The organism is Azotobacter bryophylli (genome assembly GCF_042643485.1).
Classification (GTDB): Bacteria; Pseudomonadota; Gammaproteobacteria; order Pseudomonadales; family Pseudomonadaceae; genus Azotobacter; species Azotobacter bryophylli.
This window is the reverse complement of record NZ_JBHRSJ010000034.1, coordinates 353,088-379,704: the sequence shown is the minus strand read 5'-3', so window position 1 is coordinate 379,704 and position 26,617 is coordinate 353,088. Positions and strand designations below refer to the sequence as shown.

Annotated in this window: 23 protein-coding genes, 1 tRNA gene and 2 pseudogenes; 15 read left to right on the top strand and 11 right to left on the bottom strand. The window is 65.6% G+C overall.

The annotated features are described in order from the left end of the window. Window positions 1-54: 54 nt before the first annotated feature. The 3 genes from relA to cysM form a co-directional block, all read right to left on the bottom strand. Window positions 55-2,304, bottom strand: a complete 2,250-nt coding sequence (gene relA / locus ACFOJE_RS17815) for a GTP diphosphokinase (protein ID WP_377816025.1) — start codon at window positions 2,302-2,304, stop codon at window positions 55-57. A 114-nt stretch (window positions 2,305-2,418) separates the two neighbouring features. Further along, window positions 2,419-3,783, bottom strand: a complete 1,365-nt coding sequence (gene rlmD, locus ACFOJE_RS17810; protein WP_377816024.1) for a 23S rRNA (uracil(1939)-C(5))-methyltransferase RlmD — start codon at window positions 3,781-3,783, stop codon at window positions 2,419-2,421. Between the two features lie 38 nt (window positions 3,784-3,821). Then, window positions 3,822-4,715 (bottom strand): cysteine synthase CysM, encoded by an 894-nt coding sequence (gene cysM / locus ACFOJE_RS17805; protein WP_377816023.1) that lies wholly within the window; start codon window positions 4,713-4,715, stop codon window positions 3,822-3,824. A 190-nt stretch (window positions 4,716-4,905) separates the two neighbouring features. On the opposite strand from cysM, the gene ACFOJE_RS17800 reads away from it, so the two are divergent. Further along, window positions 4,906-7,653 carry a response regulator gene (locus tag ACFOJE_RS17800; protein WP_377816022.1) on the top strand — a complete coding sequence of 916 codons (2,748 nt, stop codon included), beginning with the start codon at window positions 4,906-4,908 and terminating at the stop codon, window positions 7,651-7,653. Between the two features lie 105 nt (window positions 7,654-7,758). After that, window positions 7,759-8,193 (top strand): hypothetical protein, encoded by a 435-nt coding sequence (locus tag ACFOJE_RS17795; protein WP_377816021.1) that lies wholly within the window; start codon window positions 7,759-7,761, stop codon window positions 8,191-8,193. A 179-nt stretch (window positions 8,194-8,372) separates the two neighbouring features. Here ACFOJE_RS17795 and dinB read toward each other — a convergent pair whose 3' ends face one another. Together dinB and ACFOJE_RS17785 are read right to left on the bottom strand one after the other, a co-directional pair. Continuing rightward, window positions 8,373-9,434, bottom strand: coding sequence for a DNA polymerase IV (gene dinB, locus ACFOJE_RS17790; protein WP_377816019.1), 1,062 nt, complete (start codon window positions 9,432-9,434; stop codon window positions 8,373-8,375). Window positions 9,435-9,535: 101 nt separating this feature from the next. After that, window positions 9,536-9,880 carry an FxLYD domain-containing protein gene (locus ACFOJE_RS17785; RefSeq protein WP_377816018.1) on the bottom strand — a complete coding sequence of 115 codons (345 nt, stop codon included), beginning with the start codon at window positions 9,878-9,880 and terminating at the stop codon, window positions 9,536-9,538. 190 nt (window positions 9,881-10,070) lie between these two features. On the opposite strand from ACFOJE_RS17785, the gene ACFOJE_RS17780 reads away from it, so the two are divergent. The 3 genes from ACFOJE_RS17780 (at window position 10,071) to ACFOJE_RS17770 (ending at window position 10,833) form a co-directional block, all read left to right on the top strand. Next, on the top strand, window positions 10,071-10,280 hold the full coding sequence (locus tag ACFOJE_RS17780) for a hypothetical protein (protein ID WP_377816017.1): 210 nt from the start codon (window positions 10,071-10,073) through the stop codon (window positions 10,278-10,280). 98 nt (window positions 10,281-10,378) lie between these two features. Further along, window positions 10,379-10,606 (top strand): DUF3203 family protein, encoded by a 228-nt coding sequence (locus ACFOJE_RS17775; protein WP_377816016.1) that lies wholly within the window; start codon window positions 10,379-10,381, stop codon window positions 10,604-10,606. A gap of 150 nt (window positions 10,607-10,756) precedes the next feature. Beyond that, window positions 10,757-10,833 (top strand) — tRNA-Met (locus ACFOJE_RS17770). 34 nt (window positions 10,834-10,867) lie between these two features. On the opposite strand, the pseudogene ACFOJE_RS17765 reads toward ACFOJE_RS17770, so the two are convergent. The 3 genes and pseudogenes from ACFOJE_RS17765 to ACFOJE_RS17755 form a co-directional block, all read right to left on the bottom strand. Beyond that, window positions 10,868-12,162 (bottom strand): annotated as a pseudogene (locus ACFOJE_RS17765) (NTP/NDP exchange transporter). Window positions 12,163-12,169: 7 nt separating this feature from the next. Beyond that, window positions 12,170-13,085: pseudogene (locus tag ACFOJE_RS17760) on the bottom strand (aldo/keto reductase). 142 nt (window positions 13,086-13,227) lie between these two features. Beyond that, the gene (locus ACFOJE_RS17755; RefSeq protein WP_377816015.1) at window positions 13,228-13,854 is read right to left on the bottom strand and encodes a DUF2780 domain-containing protein; all 627 of its coding nucleotides are present in this window, start codon (window positions 13,852-13,854) and stop codon (window positions 13,228-13,230) included. A 201-nt stretch (window positions 13,855-14,055) separates the two neighbouring features. On the opposite strand from ACFOJE_RS17755, the gene ACFOJE_RS17750 reads away from it, so the two are divergent. Both ACFOJE_RS17750 and ACFOJE_RS17745 read left to right on the top strand, forming a co-directional pair. Further along, entirely contained in the window at window positions 14,056-14,760 is a 705-nt protein-coding gene (locus tag ACFOJE_RS17750; RefSeq protein ID WP_377816014.1) for an SOS response-associated peptidase family protein, read from the top strand. A 525-nt stretch (window positions 14,761-15,285) separates the two neighbouring features. Continuing rightward, the gene (locus ACFOJE_RS17745) at window positions 15,286-16,056 is read left to right on the top strand and encodes an aspartyl/asparaginyl beta-hydroxylase domain-containing protein (protein WP_377816013.1); all 771 of its coding nucleotides are present in this window, start codon (window positions 15,286-15,288) and stop codon (window positions 16,054-16,056) included. Window positions 16,057-16,523: 467 nt separating this feature from the next. Here the strand turns inward: ACFOJE_RS17745 and ACFOJE_RS17740 are convergent, their stop codons facing one another. Next, complete coding sequence (locus ACFOJE_RS17740) at window positions 16,524-16,901, bottom strand: hypothetical protein (protein ID WP_377816012.1); 378 nt, start codon at window positions 16,899-16,901, stop codon at window positions 16,524-16,526. A 525-nt stretch (window positions 16,902-17,426) separates the two neighbouring features. Between ACFOJE_RS17740 and ACFOJE_RS17735 the strand changes: the two genes are divergently transcribed. The 8 genes from ACFOJE_RS17735 (at window position 17,427) to ACFOJE_RS17700 (ending at window position 24,801) form a co-directional block, all read left to right on the top strand. After that, window positions 17,427-17,759 carry a hypothetical protein gene (locus ACFOJE_RS17735; protein ID WP_377816011.1) on the top strand — a complete coding sequence of 111 codons (333 nt, stop codon included), beginning with the start codon at window positions 17,427-17,429 and terminating at the stop codon, window positions 17,757-17,759. Window positions 17,760-17,923: 164 nt separating this feature from the next. Next, complete coding sequence (locus tag ACFOJE_RS17730) at window positions 17,924-18,274, top strand: DUF3147 family protein (RefSeq protein ID WP_377816009.1); 351 nt, start codon at window positions 17,924-17,926, stop codon at window positions 18,272-18,274. Window positions 18,275-18,406: 132 nt separating this feature from the next. Further along, entirely contained in the window at window positions 18,407-19,732 is a 1,326-nt protein-coding gene (gene rimO / locus ACFOJE_RS17725; RefSeq protein WP_377816008.1) for a 30S ribosomal protein S12 methylthiotransferase RimO, read from the top strand. Between the two features lie 142 nt (window positions 19,733-19,874). Further along, window positions 19,875-20,279, top strand: coding sequence for a hypothetical protein (locus tag ACFOJE_RS17720; protein ID WP_377816007.1), 405 nt, complete (start codon window positions 19,875-19,877; stop codon window positions 20,277-20,279). 400 nt (window positions 20,280-20,679) lie between these two features. Then, window positions 20,680-21,135 (top strand): YybH family protein, encoded by a 456-nt coding sequence (locus tag ACFOJE_RS17715; RefSeq protein ID WP_377816006.1) that lies wholly within the window; start codon window positions 20,680-20,682, stop codon window positions 21,133-21,135. Window positions 21,136-21,282: 147 nt separating this feature from the next. Then, on the top strand, window positions 21,283-21,783 hold the full coding sequence (locus ACFOJE_RS17710; RefSeq protein WP_377816005.1) for a VOC family protein: 501 nt from the start codon (window positions 21,283-21,285) through the stop codon (window positions 21,781-21,783). 77 nt (window positions 21,784-21,860) lie between these two features. After that, on the top strand, window positions 21,861-23,255 hold the full coding sequence (locus tag ACFOJE_RS17705; protein WP_377816004.1) for an aspartate aminotransferase family protein: 1,395 nt from the start codon (window positions 21,861-21,863) through the stop codon (window positions 23,253-23,255). A 178-nt stretch (window positions 23,256-23,433) separates the two neighbouring features. Beyond that, window positions 23,434-24,801: a glutamine synthetase family protein gene (locus ACFOJE_RS17700; RefSeq protein WP_377816003.1), complete on the top strand. Its 1,368-nt coding sequence runs from the start codon at window positions 23,434-23,436 to the stop codon at window positions 24,799-24,801. A 45-nt stretch (window positions 24,802-24,846) separates the two neighbouring features. Here ACFOJE_RS17700 and ACFOJE_RS17695 read toward each other — a convergent pair whose 3' ends face one another. Both ACFOJE_RS17695 and ACFOJE_RS17690 read right to left on the bottom strand, forming a co-directional pair. Then, window positions 24,847-25,662 carry a transglutaminase family protein gene (locus tag ACFOJE_RS17695; RefSeq protein ID WP_377816002.1) on the bottom strand — a complete coding sequence of 272 codons (816 nt, stop codon included), beginning with the start codon at window positions 25,660-25,662 and terminating at the stop codon, window positions 24,847-24,849. Next, window positions 25,659-26,606, bottom strand: a complete 948-nt coding sequence (locus tag ACFOJE_RS17690; RefSeq protein WP_377816001.1) for an alpha-E domain-containing protein — start codon at window positions 26,604-26,606, stop codon at window positions 25,659-25,661. The genes ACFOJE_RS17695 and ACFOJE_RS17690 overlap by 4 nt, the downstream gene beginning before the upstream one ends. Window positions 26,607-26,617 lie beyond the last annotated feature (11 nt).

Below are 26,617 nucleotides of genomic sequence, written 5' to 3'. Positions count from 1 at the left end.
CCGGGAGTGGTGCGGCCCGGGCCACACCGGCGTGGCTCCGGGCACTGCATCGGCTCAGGAGCTGCGCTGCCGGCGCGCCTCGATGATGTTGGGCAACTGGGCGATGCGCGCCAGCAGCCGGCCGAGGGCATCGAGCCCGGGGATCTCGATGGTCAGGACCATCTGCGCGGTGCTGTCCTCCTTGTTCGAGAGGGTATTGGCGGCCAGCACGTTGATGCGTTCGTTGAGCAGCACCTGGGAGACGTCGCGCAGCAGGCCGGAGCGGTCGTAGGCGCGGATGAGGATGTCCACCGGGTAGGTCTGCACCGGGGCCGGCCCCCAGCTGACCTGGATGATCCGCTCCGGCTCGCGGCTGGCCAGCTGCAGGGCGTTGGCGCAGTCCTGACGGTGGATGGTGACGCCGCGGCCCTGGGTGATGTAGCCGACGATGGGATCGCCCGGCAGCGGCTGGCAGCAGCCGGCGATCTGGGTCAGCAGGTTGCCGACGCCCTGGATCTGGATGTCGCCGCGCCTGCCCGGCTTGGCCGCCCCGCCGAACCTGCGGGGAATGAGATCCAGCTGCTCGGCGCCGCGGTCCGGCTCGACCAGCTGCTGCGCCAGGGTGACCACATGGGCCAGGCGCAGATCGCCGGCGCCGAGGGCGGCGAACATATCGTCGGGGGTTTTCAGGTTGGCCTTTTCCGCCAGGCGCTCGTAGTCCACCGGCGGCAGGTCGAGCCGGGACAGTTCGCGCTCGAGCATCGCCTTGCCGGCGGCGACGTTCTGGTCGCGGGCCTGCAGCTTGAACCAGTGGACGATCTTCGCCCGCGCCCGAGAGGTGGTGATGTAGCCGAGGTTGGGGTTCAGCCAGTCGCGGCTCGGCACCCCCTGCTTGCTGGTGATGATCTCCACCTGCTCGCCGGTCTGCAGGCTGTAGTTGAGCGGCACGATGCGCCCGTCGACCTTGGCGCCGCGACAGCCGTGGCCGATCTCGGTGTGCACGCGGTAGGCGAAGTCCAGCGGCGTGGAGCCCTTGGGCAGGTCGATGGCATGGCCATCGGGGGTGAAGACGTAGACCCGGTCCGGCTCGATGTCGACCCGCAGCTGCTCGGCGAGCCCGCCGATGTCGCCGAGTTCCTCGTGCCATTCGAGCACCTGGCGCAGCCAGGAAATCTTCTCCTCGTAATGGCTGGAGGTGGACTTGACGTCGGTGCCCTTGTAGCGCCAGTGGGCGCAGACGCCCAGTTCGGCCTCCTCGTGCATGGCATGGGTGCGGATCTGCACTTCCAGCACCTTGCCGTCCGGGCCGATCACCGCCGTGTGCAGGGAGCGGTAGCCGTTCTCCTTGGGGTTGGCGATGTAGTCGTCGAACTCCTTGGGAATGTGGCGCCAGAGGGTATGCACGATGCCGAGAGCGGTGTAGCAGTCGCGGATCTCAGGCACCAGTATGCGCACCGCGCGCACATCATAGATCTGGCTGAACTCCAGCCCCTTGCGCTGCATCTTGCGCCAGATCGAGTAGATGTGCTTCGCCCGGCCGGTGATCTCGCCCTGGATGCCGTTGTCGGCCAGCGCCTGCTTGAGCTGCTGCACCACGTTCTCGATGAACTGCTCGCGGTCCAGCCGGCGCTCGTGCAGGAGCTTGGCGATCTGCTTGTATTGCTCGGGCTCCAGGTAGCGGAAGGACAGATCCTCCAGCTCCCACTTGATGTGGCCGATACCCAGACGGTGAGCCAGCGGCGCGTAGATGTCGAAGACCTCGCGGGCGACGCGCCGGCGCTTTTCCTCGCTGCCGTTCTTCACCTCGCGGATCGCGCAGGTTCGCTCGGCCAGCTTGATCAGGGCCACGCGCACGTCGTCGACCATCGCCACCAACATCTTGCGCAGGTTCTCGACCTGGGACTGGGCGTTCAGCACCAGGGACTCGCGCGGATTGAGACTGGCGCTGATCGCCGCCATCCGCAGCACGCCCTCGATCAGCTTGGACACCACGGCGCCGAAATGCTTCTGCACCTGCTCCAGGCTGATCTGGTTCAGACGCACGCCGCGATAGAGCAGCGCGGCTACCAGGGAATCCTGATCCAGCTTGAGGTCGGCGAGGATTTCCGCGATTTCCAGCCCCGTCCGGAAGGTCGACGGGGCCCCCTCCGCGGGGGCCTCCCGCCCTTCCAGGCATCGCTGTTCGGCTGTACGGGCGAATTCGCAGGCGTCCTTCAGCGGTTCGCGTTCGAGGGCCGGGTCCATCTTGAGGACATGATCCAACCAGGCCTCCAGATTGATACTGCCATCCGTATTGACCGGCTGCTGCGCTCTCACCTGTACCATCTATACCCTTCCTCTCTCGACGACCCGCGAGCCCGCCGGCCGGACGCCGACCCGCTCGCCGATCGAAAAACACATGGAGCCGCGGCTCCGCTGGCGCCCTGCGACCGCCCGCTCTCAGCGCGCAGCGGGGCGCCTCTCGAACAACGCCATCGCCTCGACATGGGCCGTCTGCGGAAACATGTCGAGTATTCCGGCCCGCCTCAGACGATATCCCTGCTCGGCCAGCTCCGCGGCATCGCGAGCCAAGGTCGCCGGATTGCAGGACACGTAGACGATCCGCTCGGCCTGCAGGGCGCCCATCTGACGCACGACCTCCAGCGCTCCGTCGCGCGGCGGATCGAGCAGCACGGCGGGAAAGCCGCCAGCGGCCCAGGACGCCTCCGCCAACGGCTTCGACAGGTCCGCCTGATGGAAGTGTGCATTGCCCAGGCCATTGTCCTCGGCATTTCGACGCGCCCGCGCGACCATCGCCGCCACGCCCTCGACCGCCACCACCTCGCGGGCCTGCCGGGCCAGGGGCAGAGCGAAGTTGCCCAGACCGCAGAATAGATCCAGAACCCGTTCCGTACCGCTTGGCGCCAGCCACTCCAGCGCCTGGGCGACCATCGCCTCGTTCACCGGGGCGTTCACCTGGACGAAGTCCCCAGGGCGGTAATGCAGCTCCAGACTCCAGCGCTGCAGGCGATAACCCAGCGCCTCGCCGGAACAGTCCGGTTCCGGCTCACCCTCGCCCTGCAGCCAGAGCTGTGTAGAGTGCTCCAAGCAGTACTCCCGCAACCGCTTCAGGTCGCGCTCCGCCAAGGGCTTAATATGACGCACCAGAATTGCACTGGCATTGCCGTGGAACAATTCCACATGCCCCAGCACCTGCGGCCGTTCCAGCCCCTGCAGGAGCGCGGGCAAGGTATGCAGGAGATTTTGCAAGGGCTGTACCAGCACCGGACAGTCGTCGATACCGACTATCGCCTGGCTGGCCGCGGCGCGGAACCCTACCTCCAGCCGGCCGGCCTTGGCATCCCAGCGCACCGCCAGCCGCGCGCGGCGGCGGTAGCCGAACTCGGGGCCGACCAGCGGCGGCGCCCACTCGTCCAGCTCCAGATCGGCGAAGCGCGCGAGCTGTTCGGCGAGGGTGCGCCGCTTCAGCTCCAGCTGCTCGGCATGGGGCATATGCTGCAGGGTACAGCCGCCGCAACGTCCGGCATGGGCGCAGGTGGCGGGCCGTCGCTGCGGCGCCGGCGCGAGGATGCGCTCGACTCTGGCTTCGACGACCTGGCTGCGCGCCGCCAGTACCCGAGCCTCGACCTGCTCGCCGGCCAAGGCGCCGGCGACGAACCAGGTACGCCCCTCGTGAAAGGCGATACCGCGGCCGTCGTGAGCCAGCCGCTCGATGGTCAGGACCTGTTTCTTGCCCACCGGCACTTGCGCCGGGCGGGCTCCGCCGGCGGGCTGGAAACGCAGACCGCCCGTTCGTTTAGCCAAGGTGGAACGCCTCGTACTCGTAGGGAAAACTCATCGGCTCAGGGCTGGTCATAGATGCCGGTGGACAGATAGCGGTCGCCGCGGTCGCAGACGATCGCCACCATCACGGCGTTCTCGACTTCCTGAGACAGGCGCAGCATGGCCGCCACCGCACCGCCGGAGGACACGCCGCAGAAGATGCCCTCCTCGCGTGCCAAGCGGCGCATGACCTCCTCGGCCTCGCTCTGGGCCATGTCGACCACCCGGTCGACCCGGCTGGCGTCGAAGATCTTCGGCAGGTATTCCTCGGGCCAGCGACGGATGCCCGGAATCGCCGAGCCCTCCTGGGGCTGCAGGCCGATGATCTGCACCGCCGGGCTCTGCTCCTTGAGGTAGCGGGACACGCCCATGATGGTGCCGGTAGTGCCCATGGAGCTGACGAAATGGGTGATGGTGCCGCCGGTCTGGCGCCAGATCTCCGGGCCGGTGCTCTCGTAGTGGGCCACCGGGTTGTCCTGGTTGGCGAACTGGTCGAGGACCTTGCCCCGGCCTTCGTTCTGCATCTTGAGCGCCAGATCGCGGGCGCCCTCCATGCCCTCGGCCTTGCCCACCAGGATCAGCTCGGCACCGTAGGCGGTCATCGCTGCCTTGCGCTCGGCGCTCATGTTGTCCGGCATGATCAGCACCATCCGGTAGCCCTTGATCGCTGCGGCCATGGCGAGGGCGATGCCGGTATTGCCGGAGGTGGCCTCGATCAGGGTGTCGCCGGGCTGGATGTCGCCGCGCAACTCGGCGCGGGAGATCATCGACAGGGCCGGCCGGTCCTTCACCGAACCGGCCGGATTGTTGCCTTCCAGCTTGACCAGCAAGGTATTCGAGGTATTGCCCGGCAGGCGCTGCAGACGCACCAGAGGGGTGTTGCCGACGCAGTCGGCGATGGTTGGGAAATGCATGGGTCTAGGCCTTCCTTGCAATCCGGACAAATTAGAGAAGCGACTATGATAGCTGGCAAAGGGCTGCAGCCCATAACCCATATGAACTGATACTTATTCCTTGCTTTCATAAGGCCAGGAGCCCCTATTGCCCCTCCACGACCAACCGCTACACTGCGCTACAGCACGCAGGCACGCAGGAGAAACAAGGGTGTTTCAGGATTTCAGCATCAAGGCCAGGATCGTCATGCTCACCCTGTTGCCCAGCAGCCTGCTGGCCCTGGTTCTGGGCAGCTACTTCACCTGGCAGCAATGGTCGGAGATGCGCGAGCAGATCATCGAGCGCGGCCAGCTGATCACCCAGCAGCTCGCCCCGCTCAGCGCTCCTTCCCTGGCCAACGGCTACAACAACCGCCTGCAGCGCATCGCCAATCGCATCCTCGACCAGTCGGACATCCGCGCGGTCAGCTTCTTCGATCCCCAGTTCAAGCTCCTGGTGCACGCCGGGCCGAGCATCCTCAGCGAGCAGCCGCCCCACGACCCGAGCCGGCTGACCCTGGTCACCACCCCGGAAAACACCCACCTGCTGATGCCGGTGCTCGGCTATCACCAGAATCTCGCCAGCGACAGCAGCGACCAGGAAGACCGCCTGCTCGGCTGGGTCGCCATCGAACTGTCCCACCACAGCGCGCTGTTGAAGGGCTACCGCAGCCTGTTCACCAGCCTGATCCTGATCCTCGCCGTGCTGCTCGGCAGTGCGCTGCTCGCCCTGCGCATGGGCCGGACGATCAGCGACCCCCTGCGACGCATCCAGCAGAGCGTCTCGCAACTGCGCGACGGCCATCTGGAAACCCGCCTGCCCCCGCTCGGCAGCCACGAACTGGACGAGCTGGGCGCCGGCATCAACCGCATGGCCGAGGTCCTGCAGCACGCCCAGGAGGAGATGCAGCACAGCATCGACCAGGCCACCGAGGACGTCCGTCAGAACCTGGAAACCATCGAGATCCAGAACATCGAGCTGGACATGGCGCGCAAGGAAGCCCTGGAGGCGAGCCGGATCAAATCCGAGTTCCTCGCCAACATGAGCCATGAAATTCGCACGCCGCTGAACGGCATCATCGGTTTCACCAACCTGCTGCAGAAATGCGACCTGACGCCCCGCCAGCAGGACTACCTGAACACCATCGCCAAGTCCGCCGACAGCCTGCTGGAAATCATCAACGAGATCCTCGACTTCTCGAAGATCGAAGCCGGCAAGCTGGTTCTCGAGCACGTGCCCTTCAACCTGCGCGAGCTGCTGCAGGACACCCTGACCATCCTCGCGCCGACCGCCCACGCCAAGCAGCTCGAACTGGTCAGCCTGATCTACCGCGACACGCCGCTGGCGCTGATCGGCGATCCGCTGCGGCTCAAGCAGATCCTCATCAACCTGATCAGCAACGCCATCAAGTTCACCAACAAGGGCACCATCGCCGTGCGGGCTATGGTCGAGGACGTCAGCGAGGAGTTCGCCAAGCTGCGCATCAGCATCCAGGACACCGGCATCGGGCTGTCCCGGGAGGATCTGGCCGAGCTGTTCCAGGCCTTCAGTCAGGCCGACAACTCGCTGACGCGTCAGACCGGCGGCACCGGCCTGGGCCTGGTCATCTCCAAGCGCCTGATCGAGCAGATGGGCGGCGAGATCGGCGTCGACAGCGAGCCGGGCCAGGGCTCCGAATTCTGGATCAGCCTGAGCCTGCCACTGGACGACAAGGCGACGGCGGAGAAGCCCGCCCTGAGCCCCGGCCATCGGGTGGCCCTGCTGGAGCAGCACGAGCTGGCACGCCAGTCCCTGATGCACCAGCTGGAAGACTGCGGCATGGAGGTCACCGCCTTCACCGAGCCGGAGAGCCTGCTCGCCGGAGTCGAGGCCGCCCGCCAGGCGAGCCGACCATTCGAGCTGGCCGTCCTCGGGGTGACCAGCCGGGACCTCAATGCCGAAGATCTGCGCCGGAGCGTCGCCACCCTCGAGCAGCTCGGCTGCAAGAGTCTGGTGCTCTGCCCCACCACCGAACAGCTGCTGTACCAGGACGTCCTGCCGGACTCCCACAGCCAGTTGCTGGCCAAGCCGGCCTGCAGCGACAAGCTGCAGCGCGCCATCAGCGACCTGCTCAAGTCCGAGCCGACCAGACGCGAGGCCCCGAGGCCGCTGTCCGGCCGCGCCCCCAGACTGCTCTGCGTCGATGACAACCCGGCCAACTTGCTGCTGGTGAAGACCCTGCTCAGCGACATGGGAGCCCAGGTATCGGTCGCGGACAGCGGCCTGGCCGCCGTGGAAGCGGTGAAGCAGTCGCGCTTCGACCTGATCTTCATGGACGTGCAGATGCCCGGCATGGACGGCCGTCAGGCGACCGTGGCGATTCGCGAGTGGGAGCGATCCGGGAACCATTCGGCGACCCCGATCATCGCCCTGACCGCCCATGCCCTCAGCGACGAGAAGCGCGCGTTGCTCCACAGCGGCATGGACGACTACCTGACCAAGCCGATCAACGAACAACAGCTGGCCCAGGTCGTGCACAAGTGGACCGGCCTGCAACTGCGCACCCAGGAGCAGAAGCCCGCCCAGAGCAAGTCGACCTCCATCAGCCACCTCAGCGTGCTCGATCCCGAGGAAGGCCTGCGCCTGGCCGCCGGCAAGCCCGATCTGGCCGCGGACATGCTGTCCATGCTGCTGGCATCCCTGGACGCCGACCGCCAGGTCATCCAGCAGACCCGCAAGGACGGCGACCGGGCCGCGCTGATCGAGCGGGTTCACCGGCTGCACGGGGCGACGCGCTACTGCGGCGTTCCCCAGCTGCGCGCCGCCTGTCAGCTCAGCGAGACCCTGCTCAAGCAGAAGGACCCGGCCGCCGAAGCCGCCCTGGACGAGCTGGAGGCGGCCATCGTCCGCCTCGCCAGCGAAGCCCGGCAAAGCGCTTAAAGCGCCGCGGGAAAGGCGGGGCCGGCTTGACCGTCAGGAAGTCCGAGGACGGGTCGACCCCGTGTTAGGATGCCGGCCCCCAACGCCTTCACTGCGAAGATTTCCATGGCCGAACACGATTTCCGCTACAGCCTGCTCACCCCCCAGCACACCCTGACCGAATGCCGCGCCCTCACGCCTGGGCGCTATCAGGTTTCCGGCACCGGCGGCTCGATCCGCAGCGGCGATACCCTGCTGGTGACCCTCAGGGGCAGCCGCGAGCTGTATCAAAGGCTCACGGTGGACAAGGTCCGCATGCTGATCAATCCGCCCGGTCACTGGGTGGCCGTGGCCAACGGCCCGGTCTTCGAGGAACTGGCCATTCATAACTGGAAGGTCGAATGCAACGGCTGCGGCGCCCGACTCGACTTCGAATTCGCCGTGGATGCCGCCCTGGGCGACACTGCCCGCACCGAAGCCGCCGAGCGCCGCATCGCCGAGCTCGGCTGGCTGAGCCGTGACGGCCATCATCTGTGCCCCAAATGCCAGGCGAAAGCCTGAACCGCGGGCAAAGCGTCAGGGCCCGATCACTCGGGCCAGGCTCACTCCGAAGATGATGGAAAACAAAACGAAGGCGAAATAACGCATGACCGTTCTCCTGTCGTGATTTTGTGTCATGGCAAGAGTACGAAGCGCCGCTTAAACCAACCTGAATCGGCCAGACCGAGCGCTTTCAGCGATCAGCGGGCGAATAGCTCCAGCTGCTCGTGGCGGTCCTGCAGATCTATCAGCCGTACGCCGACGCCCAGCAGGCGCACCGGCTTGGCACCGCGCGCGAAGGCGGCCCCCAGCAGCAGGCGGTAGCTGTCCAAATCGCGGCCCGCACCGGCCTGCTCCAGAGTGGTCTGGGTGAAGTCGTGGAACTTCACCTTGACGAAGGGCTTGTCCGGCCGATAACTGCGATCCAGCCGCTCCAGGCGTCCGTCCAGCTCCTCCAGCAGCAGCGGAAGGCGCTCCAGACAGGCGGACAGATCCGGCAGATCGACATCGTAGGTGTGCTCCACGCTCAGCGACTGGCGCCGGCTGTCGACCTGCACCGGCCGCTCGTCGATTCCCCGCGCCAGTTGCCAGAGGCGCTCGCCGAAGCTGCCGAATTCGCGCACCAGCGCAAGCCGGTCCCACTCGCGCAGCTCGGCGCAGTTGCGGATACCCAGGCGGCCGAGCTTGTCCGCCGTCACCTTGCCGACCCCGTGCAGCTTGCTCACCGGCAAGTCGGCGACGAAGGCATCGACTTCGCCTGGAGTGATCACGAACAGGCCATTGGGCTTGCGCCAGTCGCTGGCGATCTTGGCGAGAAACTTGTTCGGCGCCACTCCGGCGGACACGGTGATGTGCAGCTCCTGCCAGATGCGCCGGCGAATGTCCGCGGCGATGCGCGTGGCGCTACCGGAAAAGTGCGGACTGGCGGAGACGTCCAGATAGGCTTCGTCCAGGGACAGCGGTTCGATGCGCTCGGTGTAGTCGCGGAAGATCCGGTGAATTTCCCGGGACGCCGCACGGTAGGCGTCGAATCGCGGCTTGACGATCAGCAGATCGGGGCAGAGCTTCAGCGCATGCCGGGAAGACATGGCCGAACGCACGCCATAGGCACGGGCTTCATAGTTGCAGGTGGCGATCACGCCTCGCCGATCGGGCGAACCGCCCACCGCCAACGGCTGCCTGGCCAGGCGCGGGTCGTCGCGCATCTCGATGGCCGCGTAGAAACAGTCGCAATCGACGTGGACGATTTTCCGGCCGCTCATGGTCTGCTGCAGGATGCTGGGTGGGGTTGCTGCCTGCAGACTATCCTGTCACGTGCCCGCCGTCAGCACCGCCCCGCTCGAACGGGAGGGGAAATGCCGGCTCACTGCACTGCCACCCCGCTCTCGTGCGTGGAGTACTCCCCGGCGACGATCCTGTCGACACGGAAACCGTCGGGCCCCTCGATATCGATGGGCAGCCAGATCCGCCATGCCTCTTCGGCCCCGACGGAGTGGACCTCTGTATCCCGGCTACCGACGACCTTACCGGCCTTCAGGATGTCGAAATGAATAGACACCGATTTCAGATCGCGTCCCGAGGTGTTCACCGCGGTTCCTTGGAGGTAGTTCTTGTGCCCCACCTTGATCAGGGCCATGTTGCGCAGCTTGACGAGATCCTCGGCGAGCACCAGAGGGGAAAGCATCAAGCTGATTGCCAGTACGAACATCCTTAACATCGCATTACTCCTGAGGATAACTAGACAGCAGGGATGACATGCAGCCATCGGACAGCAAAGAACGGCAATATTCGTCGAAATATTGACGAATATTTTTCGTCGCAGGATCGCACGACGGAGCCGGGCCCTCAGCTACCGTTGGTCTACTCTTACAAGGCGACACTCCCATGGAGGACGCATCATGTCTTTCGACCCGAACGAGGTGGACGCCCTGCTGCAGCGCGCACGGCAGCACGCGGACGAAGCCGTGAGCCGCGACGATCCGACCCTCTACCGCGAGGCTTTCCAGGCCATGTGCCAGGCCGTGGCTCTGCTGGCCAGGGGGAACAACGACTGGCGCGAACAGGTGCTGCGAGCCACCGAGGAATTCACCCGCACCGAGGGCATCTGAACCCCGCGCACATTTCGGGCTCCAATGATGAAGAGCGCCCCTGGCTGGCAGCAGCCAGCCAGCCTCGTGTCGAAGTCCGGACCAGCGAGGGCATCCCCATGAGCATCGAAATCGACACCAACAGCTCCACCTGCATTTTCACCCATGAAGGGACCAGGCATGAATGGCCCATCACCGAGGTCCGTGTGAGCACCGATCCGGAGGCACGCATGTCGATCATCGAGAAGGGAGAGCTGCGCAAGCACATCAGTGAGAACGATGCCGAACGGCTGGTCGCCGCCGGAGCGGAAGACGGCCGCTTCCACCTGATCGTCTACAACGAGTGAAATGCCGTGCTCGGGCCGACTCCAGCCACAGAAGTGGCATGGAGCCAGCTTTTGTCGTTCCCGAGCTTTGCTAAATATTTGAAGAAAAAAGGCTTTTTAAAGGAAAAACTTGACAGCGATACGTTTCGCTGTAGAATTCAACTCATCAGACGCGGGGTGGAGCAGTCTGGTAGCTCGTCGGGCTCATAACCCGAAGGTCGTAGGTTCAAATCCTGCCCCCGCAACCAAATCAGAAAAGGCCACTCGATCGAGTGGCCTTTTTCATTTCCACCTTTCTTCGCCCAATTCTCCCTGAGCGGCACGCTCGGCATGCAGGCCGAGCGAAAAGCCGAGCGCAGCCCCAGAGTGCGGCGCAAAAGGCGCCGACCAGCGCGATTCCCCCGTAGCCCAGCCCATCCCCCCCTGCCTTCAGCCAACTGCCGGCTGCATCGCCGCCGCGATAGACCACGGTGTCGATGAAGTTCTTCACCTTGTATTTGGCCTCCACATCCACCGTGGTGAACAGCATCTCCCGCCCCGGCCGGATCAGGGCATACTCGCCGGCGCGGCGTAGGACCATCACCGCCGCCAGCACGACGAAGCCCGGTGACCAGGCGAGCAACAGAAAGCCGACGCAGACCAGCAGCGGCAGCATGCCGAGCAGGAAGCACAGGCCCAGACGCCTGGCCATCCGCCCGGTAAAGAACTGCTGGGTCAGCACTGCCAGGATCTGCACGATGAAATCCAGCAGGCTGAAGATGCGCACTCGCTCTTCGGTGCTCTGGAACAGCTGTGCGACCAGCCGCGCCTGCTCCAGATAGAGGAAAGTGCTGGTCGTGGCCAGCAGCACCACGAACAGACCGATACCGGCCAGAAACCAGGAAGAGCCCAGGCGCAGGGCGCCGGAGAACGGGTTTCCTCCCATCGGCCACTGCGGGTTGTCCTCCGCGGCGAATGACCGAGTCCGGCACCGGCCACCGCGCGCCAGCGCATCAGATATCGCTGACCAGCAGGGTCAGCCCCAGCAGCAGCGCAGCCAGAACCATCAGCCCCGCGGGTTGCAGCAGGCCGCCGAACAGCGGGCCGCTGAGTCCGCCGACATTGGCACCCGTGGCGATGAAGGCGAACAACCGCTTGGCCTGCTCGGTACGGAACACGTCGGCCATCAGGCTCCAGGCCACCGAAACGACGAACAGGTTGAACACCGACAACCAGACGAAGAATACCCGTGCGGTCCAGACGTTGTCCGGGGCGATGGCGAACAGCCCGGCGAAGACCAGCATGTCGAGCGCGAAGAAGCCATAGACCCAGTCGACGAGGCGCACCCGCGGCCCCCGTGCACCGGCCTCGCCAAACAGCGGAGCAACCAGCAGCATGACCACGAAGGTGGCGCTGAACAGCCATTGCAGCCGATCGACCCCGGCCGTGACGCCCATGGTTTCGCGCAACGGACGCAGCATGAAGTAGCCGGTGAACAGGCAATAGAAGAAGGCGAAGCCGGCCAGGGCCGCACCCGCTTCCTCGCGCCGAACGCCCAACAGCCGGCAGAAGCGTTCGCCCCAACCGTGAGCGGTCATGGTTCGCTCAGGCAAAATAGGCGGCGATCCGCGCGCGCTGCGCCGTATCCGGCATGCGACCGAACCCGGCGAGCAGATTGTCGGCCATATGGCGAGGATCGGAGGAAGCCGGAATCACGCAGGTAACCGCCGGGTGCGAAATCACGTACTTGAGAAACACCTGCGCCCAGGAGCTGCAGTCGATGTCCGCCGCCCAGCGCGGCAACTCCCGGCTCTTGATCCCGGGCGAACAGCTGGCCGCCTTCGAAGGCGCGATTGATCAGCACCGCCACGCCCTTCTCGCGGCACAGCGGCAGCAGCCGTCGCTCGGCATTGCGCGAAACGACGGACAGGTTGATCTGCAGGAAATCCAGCGGCTCGCGTTCGACGATGCCCACGAGCTCGTCGTGGGCCGCCTCCAGATAGTGGGTGACGCCCAGATAACGGATGCGGCCCTGTGCCTTCAGGTCGCGCAGCAGACCGAGCAGGGTGCGGTAGTCGATCAGGTTGTGTACCTGCAACAGATCAAGACGCTTGCTGCGCAGCGCCCCGAGGCTCTCCTCGAACTGCGCCAGGCCACGCTCGCGGCCGCGTACGCCGAGCTTGCTGGCGAGGAACACGTTCTCGCGCCAGCCGCCCTGCTCCAGCAGAAAGCCGCTGACCGTCTGGGCACGACCGTAGCTGGGGGCGGTATCGAGAACGCGACCGCCTTTATCCAGCAACAGTCGCAGCACCTCGCGTAGCGGGGACAGGGCCTCCTCGCTGGCGGACACATCGAAGCTGCCGGAAGTGCCCATGCCGATCACCGGCAGCGACTCACCGCTGGCGGGGATGGACCGGACCAGCATCTGCTCCCCGGTAGCCATGAGCAGAGACGAGCGGGATGCCGCCAGCAGCATGGCCGAGCCCAGGGATGCCTCGATCAAGCTCCGCCGCGACAGCATGCCATCCCCTCCTCCGTCGTGCGGTATGCCGCCATGGCGAACCGCTGGACATTAGAGTTAAGACAGCGCTACCGGCGAAAACCAGAGCGGGAAAAAACTCGAGACAACGCCCTCGCCGACGAACGAGGGCGCCCGGGCCGTCTTACAGACCGGTGGCCGTGCCGGTTGCGGCGCCCGTGGCGGCTCCCGGAAGAGCGGGGTTCGCCAGGGTGCCGTTCACGCCCCAGACACCCTCCAGACTCTGCAGCAGGGGGCCGCTCGCGCCCTGATTGCCCAGGTATTGCAGGAGGACCGGAGTGAACTGCCCGACCATCGTCGGCTGCATGCCCAGGGCGGAGAAGGTCTGGTTCACATCATTCATGCTGTTGACGTTGGCCAGCAGCTCGGAGGCCTGCGTCATGCCGGGGGATTGCCCGAGCAGGCTACCCAGGACGCTCGCCTGGTTCAGCGCATTGCTGCCGGTGAGACTCTCCAGCCCCGGCACCGATTGGGCGAGTTGCGCATAAGCCGTCTCCTGCAGCTGGTTCTTCGCCAGACCGAGCAAGGCACCGGTACCGCCCAGCGCCTGCAGCGGCGTCACATTGAGGGCGACTAGGGTATTGATCAGGGTCGCGGTCTGCGAATTGCCCAGCACGCCGACATTGGTGGTCGGGGTACCGGTGACCGCGGAGGTCATCCTGGCGGCATCGTCCAGGTTGAACGCGGACGCCGTGCAACCCGCCGTCATGGTCAGGAATGCGGCCAGAGCGATGGAGCGGGACGTTTTCATCAATAAACCTCTCAGGATGGAATGCTTGCCGTCGGACGGATCGGCTTGTCGGACTCGTCACGAGGCGCATCTATGTTCGGCGCTCGCCCCCGATCCCGCAAGCCGCCGTTCCGTTTCCGGTAAAGCAGTCTTACCGGAGGGGAGATACCTGAGGCCTGCCCGCGGTCTATCGAGGAGAGGCGAACCATGGCGGAGGGGAGCATGTGCGGACGACTCAGCCAACACCGAACCGCAGTCGAGTACCTGAAAGCGCTAGGCTGCGAAGTCCCGCTGGCCGACGCCTTGGACTCAACGCCGATCGGCCGGTACAACGTGGCGCCGGGAACCCGGGTGCCGATCCTTTACCGGCAACCGGACGGCCTGCATCTGCAGCCGGTCACCTGGGGATATGCGCCCTTCTGGGCGCAGGGCAAGCGGCCTCCAGCGATCAATGCGCGCATGGAGACAGCCGCCTCCAGCAGATTCTTCCGGGGAATATGGACATCCGGCCGGGCCCTGGTGGCCGCCGATGGCTGGTACGAATGGAAGAAGGACGCGAAGAACCCGAAACGCAAGCAGCCCTACTTCATCCGCCTGAAAAGCGGCGAGCCCATGTTCTTCGCCGCCATGGCACGAAGGCCCGAGGGCGAATCCGCCGAACCAGGAAACGACGGCTTCGTCATCATCACCGCAGCCACGGATACCGGGCTGCTCGACATCCACGACCGGCGCCCGCTGGTGCTGCCTCCCGACGTGGCGCGGGAATGGCTCGATCCCGACCTCCCCTCCGAACGAGCCGAGGAGTTGCTGAGGTACCACGGTCAGCCAACCGAAGCGTTCGAATGGTTCCCGGTAAACCGGGCAGTTGGGAATGTACGCAATGAAGGGCCGGATCTGATCGTACCGGTCAGCGATCCCCTGTTGTGAGGCCGGCATTGGCTCCATGGATTCGGCAGAGCAGCCGGCTTTTGCCAACTTTCTCGGGATCCCGCTTCGGGGAGTCACTTTGATACAGGTCATGCCTCGACCCAGATAAGTGAAATTTTCGTGAATAAAGCATGAAAAATGGATACCCTTGGCGCCCGCGTCGCCAGCCCAGGCAATCGAGGCGGACTCGGACACGAGTCGGCATGAGAGAGAGGCAGCTGTCCTTGGCCTCTCCAACTTCTCCGGCTTCCCGGCCCCCATGCCCAGGAAAGATCGACGTGTAGTGGAGGCCAAGGTGGCAAATACTTAAGTCAATAACTCCGGTATTTCCAATACAGCCCCATCAGCCCCATCATTTCAATATTTTTCATATAAACAATCATCGAATAAGGCGGGCAAGCAGTACTACGAAAACATGTGTATATTCCGGGCCGATTTCAATTCGGCACAGCCGATGCAATCGGTAGTTGGCTCACAACTTCAGAGCGTCAAGGCAATACATAGAAGTGGAAATAGGAAATCTCGATGACCAGCAATATTTCTTCGACTTATGAGGCCAGTAACAAAGTCAAACGCAGCATTGTATACAGGACCGGAAAAAAACTGCGGCCCCTGTTCAATCATTGTTTGGCCAAGAGCTCATTGGTTGCCAATACTCCCTTTTTCGATAAGCAGACTTTCCCGTGGACGGCGAAGCTGGAGGCCAACTTCCCGGCCATTCGCGCAGAGGCCGAACAGCTGCTGAAGGACAGGGACTCGATACCGGCCTTGCGGGATATATCTCCCGACCATAGACGCATCGCGAAAACCCAGTCCTGGCAGTCGTACTTCCTCTGGGGCTACGGTTACGAGATCGAGGAAAACTGCCGCCGCTGCCCGAATACGGCCCGCGTCCTGTCGGCAGTACCGGGACTGAACAGCGCCTTCTTCTCCATTCTGGCTCCGGGCACTCACATCCCGCTGCACAACGGCGTGACCAAGCGCATCATCACCTGCCACCTGAGCCTGATAACCCCAACCCAGAGGGAGCGGTGCCGCATTCAGGTCGCCGATCAGACGGCATCCTGGGAAGACGGCAAGTGCATGGTCTTCGACGATACCTACCCGCATGAAGTCTGGAACGATACCAACGAGACGCGCGTCGTGCTGCTGGTTCAGTTCAAGCGTCCGCTGAACCTGCCTGGCCGCCTCCTGGGCGATATGTTCCTGGGAGCGGTGCGCCGCAGCCCGTTCGTTCAGGAGGCACGTCGCAATCTTGCGGCATGGGACAGCGCGCACAAACTGCTGGACAACTGATCCACTCGGGAAGTATGCACCGATAAGCCGGGGACGTTAGATCCTCGCACGGCAACGAAATAATCCGCACGGAAGCGGATTCCTCACTCGGCACTCCAAGAGTTCGACTGGATCTCTCGAAATTCATAGCGAGCGACTTCACCTCCACCCGAACCATCCAGCACTTGGAAAAGCATTCACGACTGTTCTCGATCGGAATGGGAGTGACGGAACATGGGAAATTTTCAACTTTCCTCACTGCCAAATGCAGGCCTATTAGTTTCGGCGATATCGTCTGGAAAAGAATAACGTTCCATATTCCCGAGGCCCGGCGAGGACTTTGGATTCCGCTCGTAAACTGCTTATACCGATACCTGAACCGAACTACGCACGGTCAGACTCTGCTCCGGACCAGGCTATCGACGCGAAGTCGATGCCCTAATCCGGATGAAGAAGCATGCTGTACTCTTCGGCGGTGAAAACCGGAGTCACGACTTCTCGATACATTCCAATAGTTGCCGCAAAGACTGATGCGGATTGGGCGTCAAGGCATGATCGTGCTCGTACAACGGGGTATAGCCGCGCAGACCGTAGAGTTCATTCCACCGGGCCTGGCAATCGTGGCAGGAGGAAAGGGCCGAGGCTTCGTAGTTGCCGGTGAACACCGGCGCCTGCTGCTTGATGTTCTTGCTGCCGCAGATCGGGCAGAGCTTGCCGTCGTAACGAACGAACTCGTCCTGCACCATGGGTTCCGAAACCCGTTGCAGCACTTCTTGCACCCTCTCCACCTTGGCGGCCGGGGGAAGCCGGGTATCGATGACGGCCAGCATCTGCTCGATGGCCTGTTTCAGTCGGGGATTGCTCATGATTTCCGTCCTCTGGCTTGACTAGTTCCCTAGACGGCAGCGATCAGGCGTCGCGCTTGATACCGCTTGCCGTACTCTTCCTGATTGTTCCGCGGCAGGAGGCGACGGCCTTCGAGAGTTCCAGCGGGTCGAACCGGTTCCTCCGGGCGTCCTCCTGGCTCAGCGGAGCCAATGGTTCATCCAACTGCAAATTGATTTCAGAACCTCCCTGTCGGGTGTCTTCGTCACTCGCCAATACGAGTTGCAAGGGCGATCCGCACAATCGGGCAGTCCTGCCCGAGTCAGTCACGCCCCGGAGTGCACCAACCGGCCCTCGGAGAGTAACCTGATCACCAATGCCACTATAAGGACATCCAAATTGGCACATGGTTGCCGGGCAGAATGGCTGGCGTCCCAACGCCCCCACGGTCGGCGGGCTGCCGTACTTCGCAGACCGCGGAAAACCGGCATAGTTGCCCCTGATCGAGCCGACGAATGGTTCCCCCGTCATGCCCAGATCACAGGCTTTCATCTCAGGAGTGCCGCATGAACATCCCCTTCCTGGTCATGCTCCTCGGTTTGCTCGCCATCCCATGGACGCTGGCGGGGATCATTTATCCGCCGGCCGCCGGAATGGGCAAGGCGTCTCGCCGCAGGGTATTTCTCTATGGCTGCGCGACATTGGGCGGAACGATGGCTCTGTCGTACCTGCTGCTGTATGGGGCTTCGCTTCCCGCGAAAGCGAGCTCCGATGCCCTGGAAACCGCCATGGCGGCTCTATTGCTTCTGGCCTGTGCCGTCTGGCCACCTCTGGCATTGGTGCTCAAAGCGAAGGCGAAAGCCGAGGCCGCCAGGGCGGCCCGAGCCAAAAAACCATGAGGTCGGACCACAGCTCACTCGCCGCCGTCGGAAGCAGTCCGGCTTTTATCCGGGGCCCGAACTATCCAAGATAGCCCCTGCTCTACCCGTGCTCGCCCCTTGCCGTCTTCGACGCCATGCCTGGGGCCTCCCACCGGGCCGCAGTTCTACCCTCAAGAGGCCTCATGGGCTGGATCATCACCAAATACGCGCTGACCGCCGCCATCGTGGTGCTCGTTTCCGAGATAGCCAAACGCAGCGACAAGCTGGGCAGCCTCGTCGCCTCACTGCCGCTGATCACGCTACTGACCCTGATATGGCTCCATGCCGAACACCAGTCAGCGGAAAAGATCGCCAATCACGCCAAGTACACCTTCTGGTACGTAGTGCCGACGCTGCCCATGTTTCTCGCCTTTCCTCCGCTGCTGTCGCGCCTGGGCTTCTGGCCCGCGCTGCTGGCAAGCAGCGTGATGACGGTCGCCTGCTTCGGCTTGTTCGCTTGGATCGTCCGTCATTTCGGGATCGACCTTCTATAAAGGCAATCGGGAGGGCATGCAGCGGCCTGTGCCGCTGTCCGTCGCCTGGCGAGGATCGGAACGGCGCAAATAGCTGTATACTCTCGCGCCATTTTTCCTACGCCTTTTGCAGCCACGGGGGATCGACCTGTCATGAGTAAGAAAGAGCCGAGCATCGGTTGGGTGTCGCTCGGATGCCCGAAGGCCACGGTCGACTCCGAACGTATCCTCACCCAGCTGCGCCTGGAGGGCTACCAGATCGTCCCGTCCTACGAGGACGCCGACGTGGTGGTGGTCAACACCTGCGGCTTCATCGACAGCGCCAAGGCCGAGTCCCTGGATGCCATCGGCGAGGCCCTGTCCGAGAACGGCAAGGTGATCGTCACCGGCTGCATGGGCGTGTCCGAAGACTCCATCCGCAACGTGCACCCCAATGTGCTGGCGGTCACCGGCCCGCAGCAGTACGAGCAGGTGGTCAACGCCGTGCACGAGGTGGTGCCGCCGAAGGCCGACCACGACCCGTTCGTCGACCTGGTGCCGCCCCAGGGCATCAAGCTGACCCCGCGCCACTACGCCTACCTGAAGATTTCCGAAGGCTGCAACCACAGCTGCTCCTTCTGCATCATCCCGTCCATGCGCGGCAAGCTGGTCAGCCGTCCGGTGGGCGACGTGCTCTCCGAGGCCGAGCGCCTGGTCAAGGCCGGCGTGCAGGAGATCCTGGTGATCTCCCAAGACACCAGCGCCTACGGCGTCGACCTGAAATACAGGACCGACTTCTGGGACGGCCGCCCGGTGAAGACGCGCATGCTGGAGCTGTGCGAAGCGCTGTCGGGCATGGGCGTCTGGGTGCGTCTGCATTACGTCTACCCCTACCCCAACGTCGACGAGATCATCCCGCTGATGGCCGAGGGCAAGATCCTGCCGTACCTGGACATCCCCTTCCAGCACGCCAGCCCGAAGGTGCTCAAGGCCATGAAGCGTCCGGCGTTCGAGGACCAGACCCTGGCCCGCATCAAGCAGTGGCGGGAGATCTGCCCGGAGCTGACCATCCGCTCGACCTTCATCGTCGGCTTCCCCGGCGAGACCGAAGAAGACTTCCAGTACCTGCTCGACTGGCTCAGCGAAGCCCAACTCGACCGCGTCGGCTGCTTCCAGTACTCCCCGGTCGAGGGCGCGCCGGCCAACGACATGGGCCTGGAGCCGGTGCCCGACGAAGTCAAGCAGGAGCGCTGGGAGCGTTTCATGGCCCACCAGCAGCAGATTTCCGCGGCGCGCCTGCAACTGAAGATCGGCAAGGAGATCGAGGTGCTGATCGACGAAGTCGACGAGCAGGGCGCCATCGGCCGCTCCGCGGCCGACGCTCCGGAAATCGACGGCAACGTCTATGTGGAGAGCGAGCAGAAGCTCAAGCCCGGCGACAAGGTCCGCGTGCGGATCACCGACGCCGACGAGTACGACCTCTGGGCCGAGGCGCTCTGAGGACAGCCAGCCGCCAGCCGTGAGGACAGGGGCGCACGCCCCTGCCCCGCGGCCTACCCTTTGGTCTTGCTTCGCACTTTGCGGGCCAGCGCCTATCCTCTATGGCAAACCGGCACTATCTCCCCGGCCCACAAGGAAGCCCATGCGTCTAGCCCCCTGCCTCCTCGCCAGCGCCCTCCTGCTCAGCGGCTGCATGGCCTCGAAAACCGAAACCGACGGCATGCCCCAGCGCGACACCGCCGAGCACGGTTTGCCGCCCAGCGATTCGATCTACCGAGGCTATCTGGTGATGGACGAAGAGATGCACGTCTTCGTTCCCTGCGACTCGAACGATCCCCTCTGGCTGGTGGCCGACGACGACACCGGCCACCGCCTGGAGTCCCGCTACACCAGCCTGGTCAGCGAGCCCGACGACGAAGCCTTCGCGGTCCTGCGCGGCAAGCCCGGGCCGCAACTGAGCTGTGAATCCTGCCGGGACTTCCCCGGCAGCTTCAAGGTCGAGGAAGTCATCGAGTTCCGCCGGGCGACGGCCATGGACTGCCACTGAGCGAGTCCTGCACGTCCGTCCGTCTGCACCGGCCCTGCCGGCACTGAACCTAGCCCCTTAGCCGCAGCCTAATTTCCAGCCGAGGGGACAGGAGCGCCAGCGTTTCGGCCGGCTCCCGCCCCCATCAGGAAACCTGCGCCAGGGAGCCTGCCAATGAACGGATACCGAACGACGCCGCCGGGCAAGAAGAGCCTGAGCGGTGCCGCCGAAACCCGCCACCCGAGCGAAAGCGTCCTGATCGCCGCGCCAGCCCGCAGGCTCAACTGCGCAGGACGGCCGATCCGGCGACCGGGCCCTCCGTCCCGGACACGCGCCTGAACGGCATTCCCCCATCGAAGCGAGCCCACCAGGGCGCCGGCCGGCTCCGGGCCAGCCCTCGCCCGCCGATCGGAGAAGCAGCATGAACAGCATCTTGGACCACACCTGCCAGCCCACCGCCGAAGAGGAGATCCGCGCCCTGCTGGAGCGGCGGATGGAGGCGGTGCGCCGCCAGGACCTCGAGACGATCATGGTCGGCTACACGCCGGACGTCCTGGCCTTCGATACCATCGGCAAGCTGCAGTACCAGGGCATCGAGGCCTACCGTCAGCACTGGCGCAACTGCATCGGCACCTGCCAGGGGCCGATCGTCATGGAAATGGCCGAGCCGCACATCGAGGCGGCCGACGCCCTGGCCTTCGCCTACTGGCTCTGCCGCTGCGGCTGCGCCGATCCGGATGGCGAGGTGAAGGCCGCCTGGATGCGCGCCAGCGCCTGCCTGCGCAAGGTCGGCGGGCAGTGGAAGATCGCCCATGAGCACTGGTCGGTGCCGCTCGACGTGGAGAGCGGCAGAGCGCAGCTCGAACTCGTGCCCTGACCGGCCGGAGGCAGCGTCCCGGACGGTCGGCGCAGAACGCCGCGGCCACGACGCTAAGCTGAAGTGCGGGATGCGCCCGGCCGCGCCGCCGGAGCCGAGGAAGCGGTCGTCTGCCACCAGACGACCGGAACAGCGAGGAGGAACGACATGAGCGTCAAAGCCAAGCCCGACGGTTACCACAGCCTCACCCCCTACCTGAGCATCCATGGGGCCGCCGAAGCCATCGACTTCTACAAGCAGGCGCTCGGCGCGACCGAGCGGTTCCGCCTGACCATGCCGGACGGCCGGATCGGCCATGCCGAGATCGTCATCGGCGACTCCGCCCTGATGCTGTCCGATCCCTGCGACCAGGGCATCCTCAGCGGCTCGCAGGCGCTGCCGGGAGCGGCGGTCGCGCTGCATCTGTACGTGGACGACGTGGACGCGCAGTTCGCCAGGGCGGTCGAGGCCGGAGCCAAGGTGCTGATGCCGGTGCAGGACCAGTTCTACGGCGATCGCAGCGGCACCCTGAAGGACCCGTTCGGTCACGTCTGGTACCTCGCCACCCGCCGGGAGAACCTGTCGCCGGAGGAAATCGGCCAGCGCGCCAAGGCCGCGTTCGAGGCCGACCGCTCTCCCGCCGCGAACGCCACGGGAGAGTCGCGCTGAGGACATGCGCAGAGGTGATTGACTCGCCGCGAGCTCACCTCGACTATGGGCAAAAACCCCATGAGGTGGGCCAAGGCATGAAACCCAGCGGAATCGCCGAACACGCAGTACAAGCCCTCAACGCCCGCGAGCGCCAGCGCTTCGTCGAGAGCAATCCCCAGTCCGCCGCCCTCGCCGAGCGCGCCAGCCAGTCGCTGTTCGGCGGCGTCCCCATGCACTGGATGAGCGACTGGTCGACGCCGCTGCCGCTGTTCGTCGCCCGCGCCCAGGGGGCACGCTTCTTCGACGTGGACGGCCACGAATACGTGGACTTCTGCCTGGGCGATACCGGCAGCATGTTCGGCCATTCCCCGGCGCCGATCGTCGCCGCCCTCCGCGAGCAGGCCGGCCACGGACTCACCACCATGCTGCCGGGCGAAGATGCGGTGGTCTGCGGCGAGCTGCTGGCCGAGCGCTTCGGCCTGCCGTTCTGGCAGGTCGCGACCACCGCCACCGACGCCAACCGCTTCGTCCTGCGCTGGGCCCGCGCCATCACCGGGCGCAAGGTGATCCTGGTGTTCGACGGCTGCTACCACGGCACCGTCGACGAGACCATGGTGCGCTACCGCGACGGCTACACGGTGCACCGCCCGGGGCTGATCGGCCAGGCCCGCAACCTGACCCAGCACACCCGCGTGGTGCCCTTCAACGACCCGGCCGCCCTGGAGCAGGCGCTGGCCCGCGGCGACGTGGCGGCGGTGCTGTGCGAGCCGGCGCTGACCAACATCGGCATGGTCCTGCCTGAGCCGGGCTTCCTGGACAGGCTGCGCGAGCTGACCCGCCAGTACGGCAGCCTGCTGATCGTCGACGAGACCCACACCATCTCCACCGGCCCCGGCGGCTGCACTCGCGCCTGGCACCTGAAGCCGGACTTCGTCACCCTCGGCAAGCCCGTCGCCGGCGGCGTGCCCTGTTCGGTGTACGGCTGCACCGCGGAAATGGCCCAGGCCATGCAGCTGGTCCGCGCCCACTCCCGGGAAATGGCCGAAGGCCACGGCCACAGCGGCATGGGCACCACCCTCTCGGCCAACGCCCTGGCCATGCACTGCATGCGCGCCAACCTGGAACAGGTGATGACCGAGAGCGCCTACGCCCATATGCTGGGCCTGGCGGCGCATCTGGCCCAGGGGCTGCGCAGAATCATCCAAAAGCACGAGCTGCCCTGGTCGGTGACCGAGCTGGGCGCCCGCTGCGAATTCCAGTTCCGCGCCTCGCCGCCGAAGACCGGCGCCGAGGCCGAGGCGGCCTTCCACGACAGCCTGCAGCAGACCCTGCACCTGTACCTGATCAACCGCGGCATCCTGATCACGCCCTTCCACAACATGACCCTGTGCTGCCCTGACACCACCGAGGCCGACGTCGACCGCCTGCTCGCCACCCTCGATGAAGTGCTCGGCGAACTGCTGGCCATCCCCGGCGCCCGGGAAGGCTGAACATGGCCCTGTATCCTTCCGGCATCGCCCCCGGGCACTGACGGGACGGTGGGCACGGCCGAGCCGTCGCCCGCCCCACGCCATGGCGCTCCGTCCGTCGCGGGTGGAAAAGCGACCGCAGGTCCTTTCCACCGTCGCGCCGGGGCACCGTTCTGCCCTGTTGCCCAAGGATTTCTTCATGCGCTTCGCCGATCTCGCGGAAGTCGACGCCTTCCTCGCCGCCCATCCCGACCTCCAGACCATCGAACTCTTCATCATCGACCCCTGCGGCGTGCCGCGCGGCAAACTGCTGCGCCGCGAGGAGCTGCGCGCCATCTACGAGCACGGCCGGCCGCTGCCGAGCAGCATCCTCGGCCTGACCATCCGCGGCGAGGACGTGGACGCCACCGGCCTGGTCTGGGACGTCGCCGACGCCGACTGCTGGGCCTATCCGCTGCCCGGCAGCCTCGGACTGCAGACCTGGCGCGCCACGCCGACCGCCCAGGTGCAGGTCAGCATGCACCCCGAGCAGGGCCGGCCGGCCAGCGTCGCCGACCCGCGCCACGTGCTGGCGCGCAGCATCGCCCGGCTGGAAGCCGAGGGCTTCTACCCGGTGATGGCCGCCGAGCTGGAGTTCTACCTGCTCGACCGGACGCGCGACGCCCAGGGCCGGCCACAGCCGGCCCCGCAGACCAACGGCGTGCGCCCCCAGGTGCCGCAGGTCTACGGAGTGCTGGAGCTGGAGCAGCTGGCGCCCTTCCTCGACGACCTCTACGCCGCCTGCGCCGCCCAGGACCTGCCGGCGCGCACGGCGATATCCGAGTACGCCCCCGGCCAGCTGGAGATCACCCTGGAGCACCGCCGCGACGCCCTGCAGGCGATGGACGAGGCGGTGCGCTACAAGCGCCTGGTGCGCGGCGTGGCCAACCGGCACGGCTACCAGGCCTGCTTCATGGCCAAGCCGTTCGGCGATCTGGCCGGCAGCGGCCTGCACCTGCACCTCAGCCTGGCCGACGCGGCCGGCGCCAACCTGTTCGCCAGCGCGGAGGCGACCGGCACGCCGCTGCTGTGCCAGGCCATCGGCGGCTTGCTCGACACCCTGGAGGACGGTCTCGCGGTGTTCTGCCCCAACGCCAACTCCTTCCGCCGCTTCCAGGCCAACAGCTACGCGCCGCTGGCGAAGAACTGGGGCGTCAACAACCGCACCGTGTCGCTGCGCGTGCCGGGCGGGCCGGCCGCCAGCCGGCACGTCGAGCACCGCATCTGCGGCGCCGATGCCAATCCCTACCTGGCCGCCGCGCTGCTGCTGGAAGGCGTCCGCCACGGCCTGAGCCGTCGGCTCGATCCCGGCGCGCCGGTGGAGGGCAACGGCTATGCGCAGGCACGGGAAACCCTGCCCGCCGACTGGCTCGGCGCTCTGCGTTCACTGAAGGGATCGGCCTGGGCGCGCGAGGCGCTGGGCGAGGAGTTCCACCGGGTCTATCTGGCGATCAAGCAGGAAGAGTACCGCCAGTTCATGGGCGAGGTAGGCGAGCAGGACTGGCGCTGGTATCTCGGCCACGCCTGATCGGGCATGGCCGCCACCGAGAAAGGACAGGCAGGCGCCGGCGGATTATTGCTGGCGCAGCTGCTGGGACTGCCAGGGCTGGCGCAGGGGCAGGCTCCTGACCCGCGCGTGCATCTGTTCGCCGCCGCCGCGGCACATGCCGCGCACCGGGCAGGCATCCAAGTAGTCGAGGCCGACCGCCAGCTTCAGGTGGCGATCCGGACGGGCCAGGCCATTGGTCACGTCGAAGCTGTACCAGGCGCCGTCGATCCAGGCCTCGGCCCAGGCGTGGCTGGCCAGCGCCCCGCCCTCCCCGCCGCAGTACAGGTAGCCGGACACGTAGCGGGCCGGCACGCCGAGGCTGCGGGCGCAGGCGAGAAAGGCGTGGGCATGGTCCTGGCAGACCCCGGCGCGGCCGGCGAAGGCCTCCGCCGCGGTGCTCTCCACCTGGGTCGCCCCGGGCGAGTAGACGATGTGTTCGGCGAGCGCCTCCATCAGGCCGATCAGCGCCGGACGGTCGCGGCGCCCGGCGCTGTGGCGCAGGGCGAAATCGCGCAGCGCCTCGTCGGCATGAGTCAGGCGGGTCGTGCGCAGGTAGGGCAGCGGCGATCCGGCGTCCGCCTCGGCCTCGCGGGTCTCGTCGATCTCCACCTCGCCGCGGCTGTGGATGCTGATGCTCTCGTGGGGCTCGTCGAGGGTCAGAACGTGCAGGATGTTGCCGTGGGGATCGCGCTGGGCGCGGGCCGCATGGGGCAGTTGCAGATCCCAGCTGAGGACGTGCTGACGCCCGCTCTCCTGCGGGGTCAGGCGCAGGTACTGGATGCTGGCAAGCACCTGGTCCTGGTACGAATAGATCGTGTCTTGGTCGATGGAGAGCTTCATGCTACCTCCAGATAGGATTGTTGGATGGCGTGGCCCAACTGGTTCACCCGTTCGATGTGCTCCGCGATCCAGGCGTGCATGCCGGTTTCCAGCACTTCATCGATGGACGTGTAACGCAAGCCGGCCTCCAGCTCGGCGGCCAGGCGCTGCGCCGGGCGGCCGTTGTCGCCGGTGAGGCTGGCGAGGATCTGTTGCAGTTCGGTCAGGCAGGCGCGCAGGGAACGCGGCACCTCGGGGTTCAGCAGCAGCAGTTCGGCGACCTTGCCGGCCCGCGGCGAGCCCCGGTAGATCTCGGCGAAGGCCTCGAACGCCGACAGCGCGCGCAAAAGTGCGCTCCACTGGTAGTAGGCGCGCGCCGAGGCGTCGTTGGGATCGTCGCTGTCCTCCCCGAGCAACTCGTAACGGGCATCGAGCAGGCGCAGGGTGTTGTCGGCCCGCTCGACGAAGGTGCCCAGGCGGATGAAGCGATAGGCGTCGCTGCGCATCAGGGTGCCGACGGTGGCGCCGCGGAACAGGTGGGAGCACTGCTTGACCCACTCGCAGAAGCGGCTGATGCCGTATCGGTCGAGCCCCTGGGCGGCGATGTCGCGCATCTCCAGCCAGAAGGCGTTGAGGTTCTCCCACATGTCCGAGGTGATCCGCCCGCGCACCGCGTGGGCGTTGCTGCGTGCGGCGGCCATGCAGTTGTAGAGGCTAGCCACGTTGCTCTCGTCCAGGGCGAAGAAATGCAGCATGCGCTTGGCGTCCAGTTCGCCGTGGCGCGCGCGGTAGTCCTCCATGGTGCCGGTGATCAAGAGCGGCATCGCCAGTTCGTCGAGACCGTCGCGGCCGTCTTGGGGCATCAGGGACAGCGAATAGCTGACGTCGAGCATCCGTGCCAGATTCTCCGCACGTTCCATGTAACGCGACATCCAGTACAGATCTGCAGCAGTTCTACTGAGCATGGGGTTGTTTC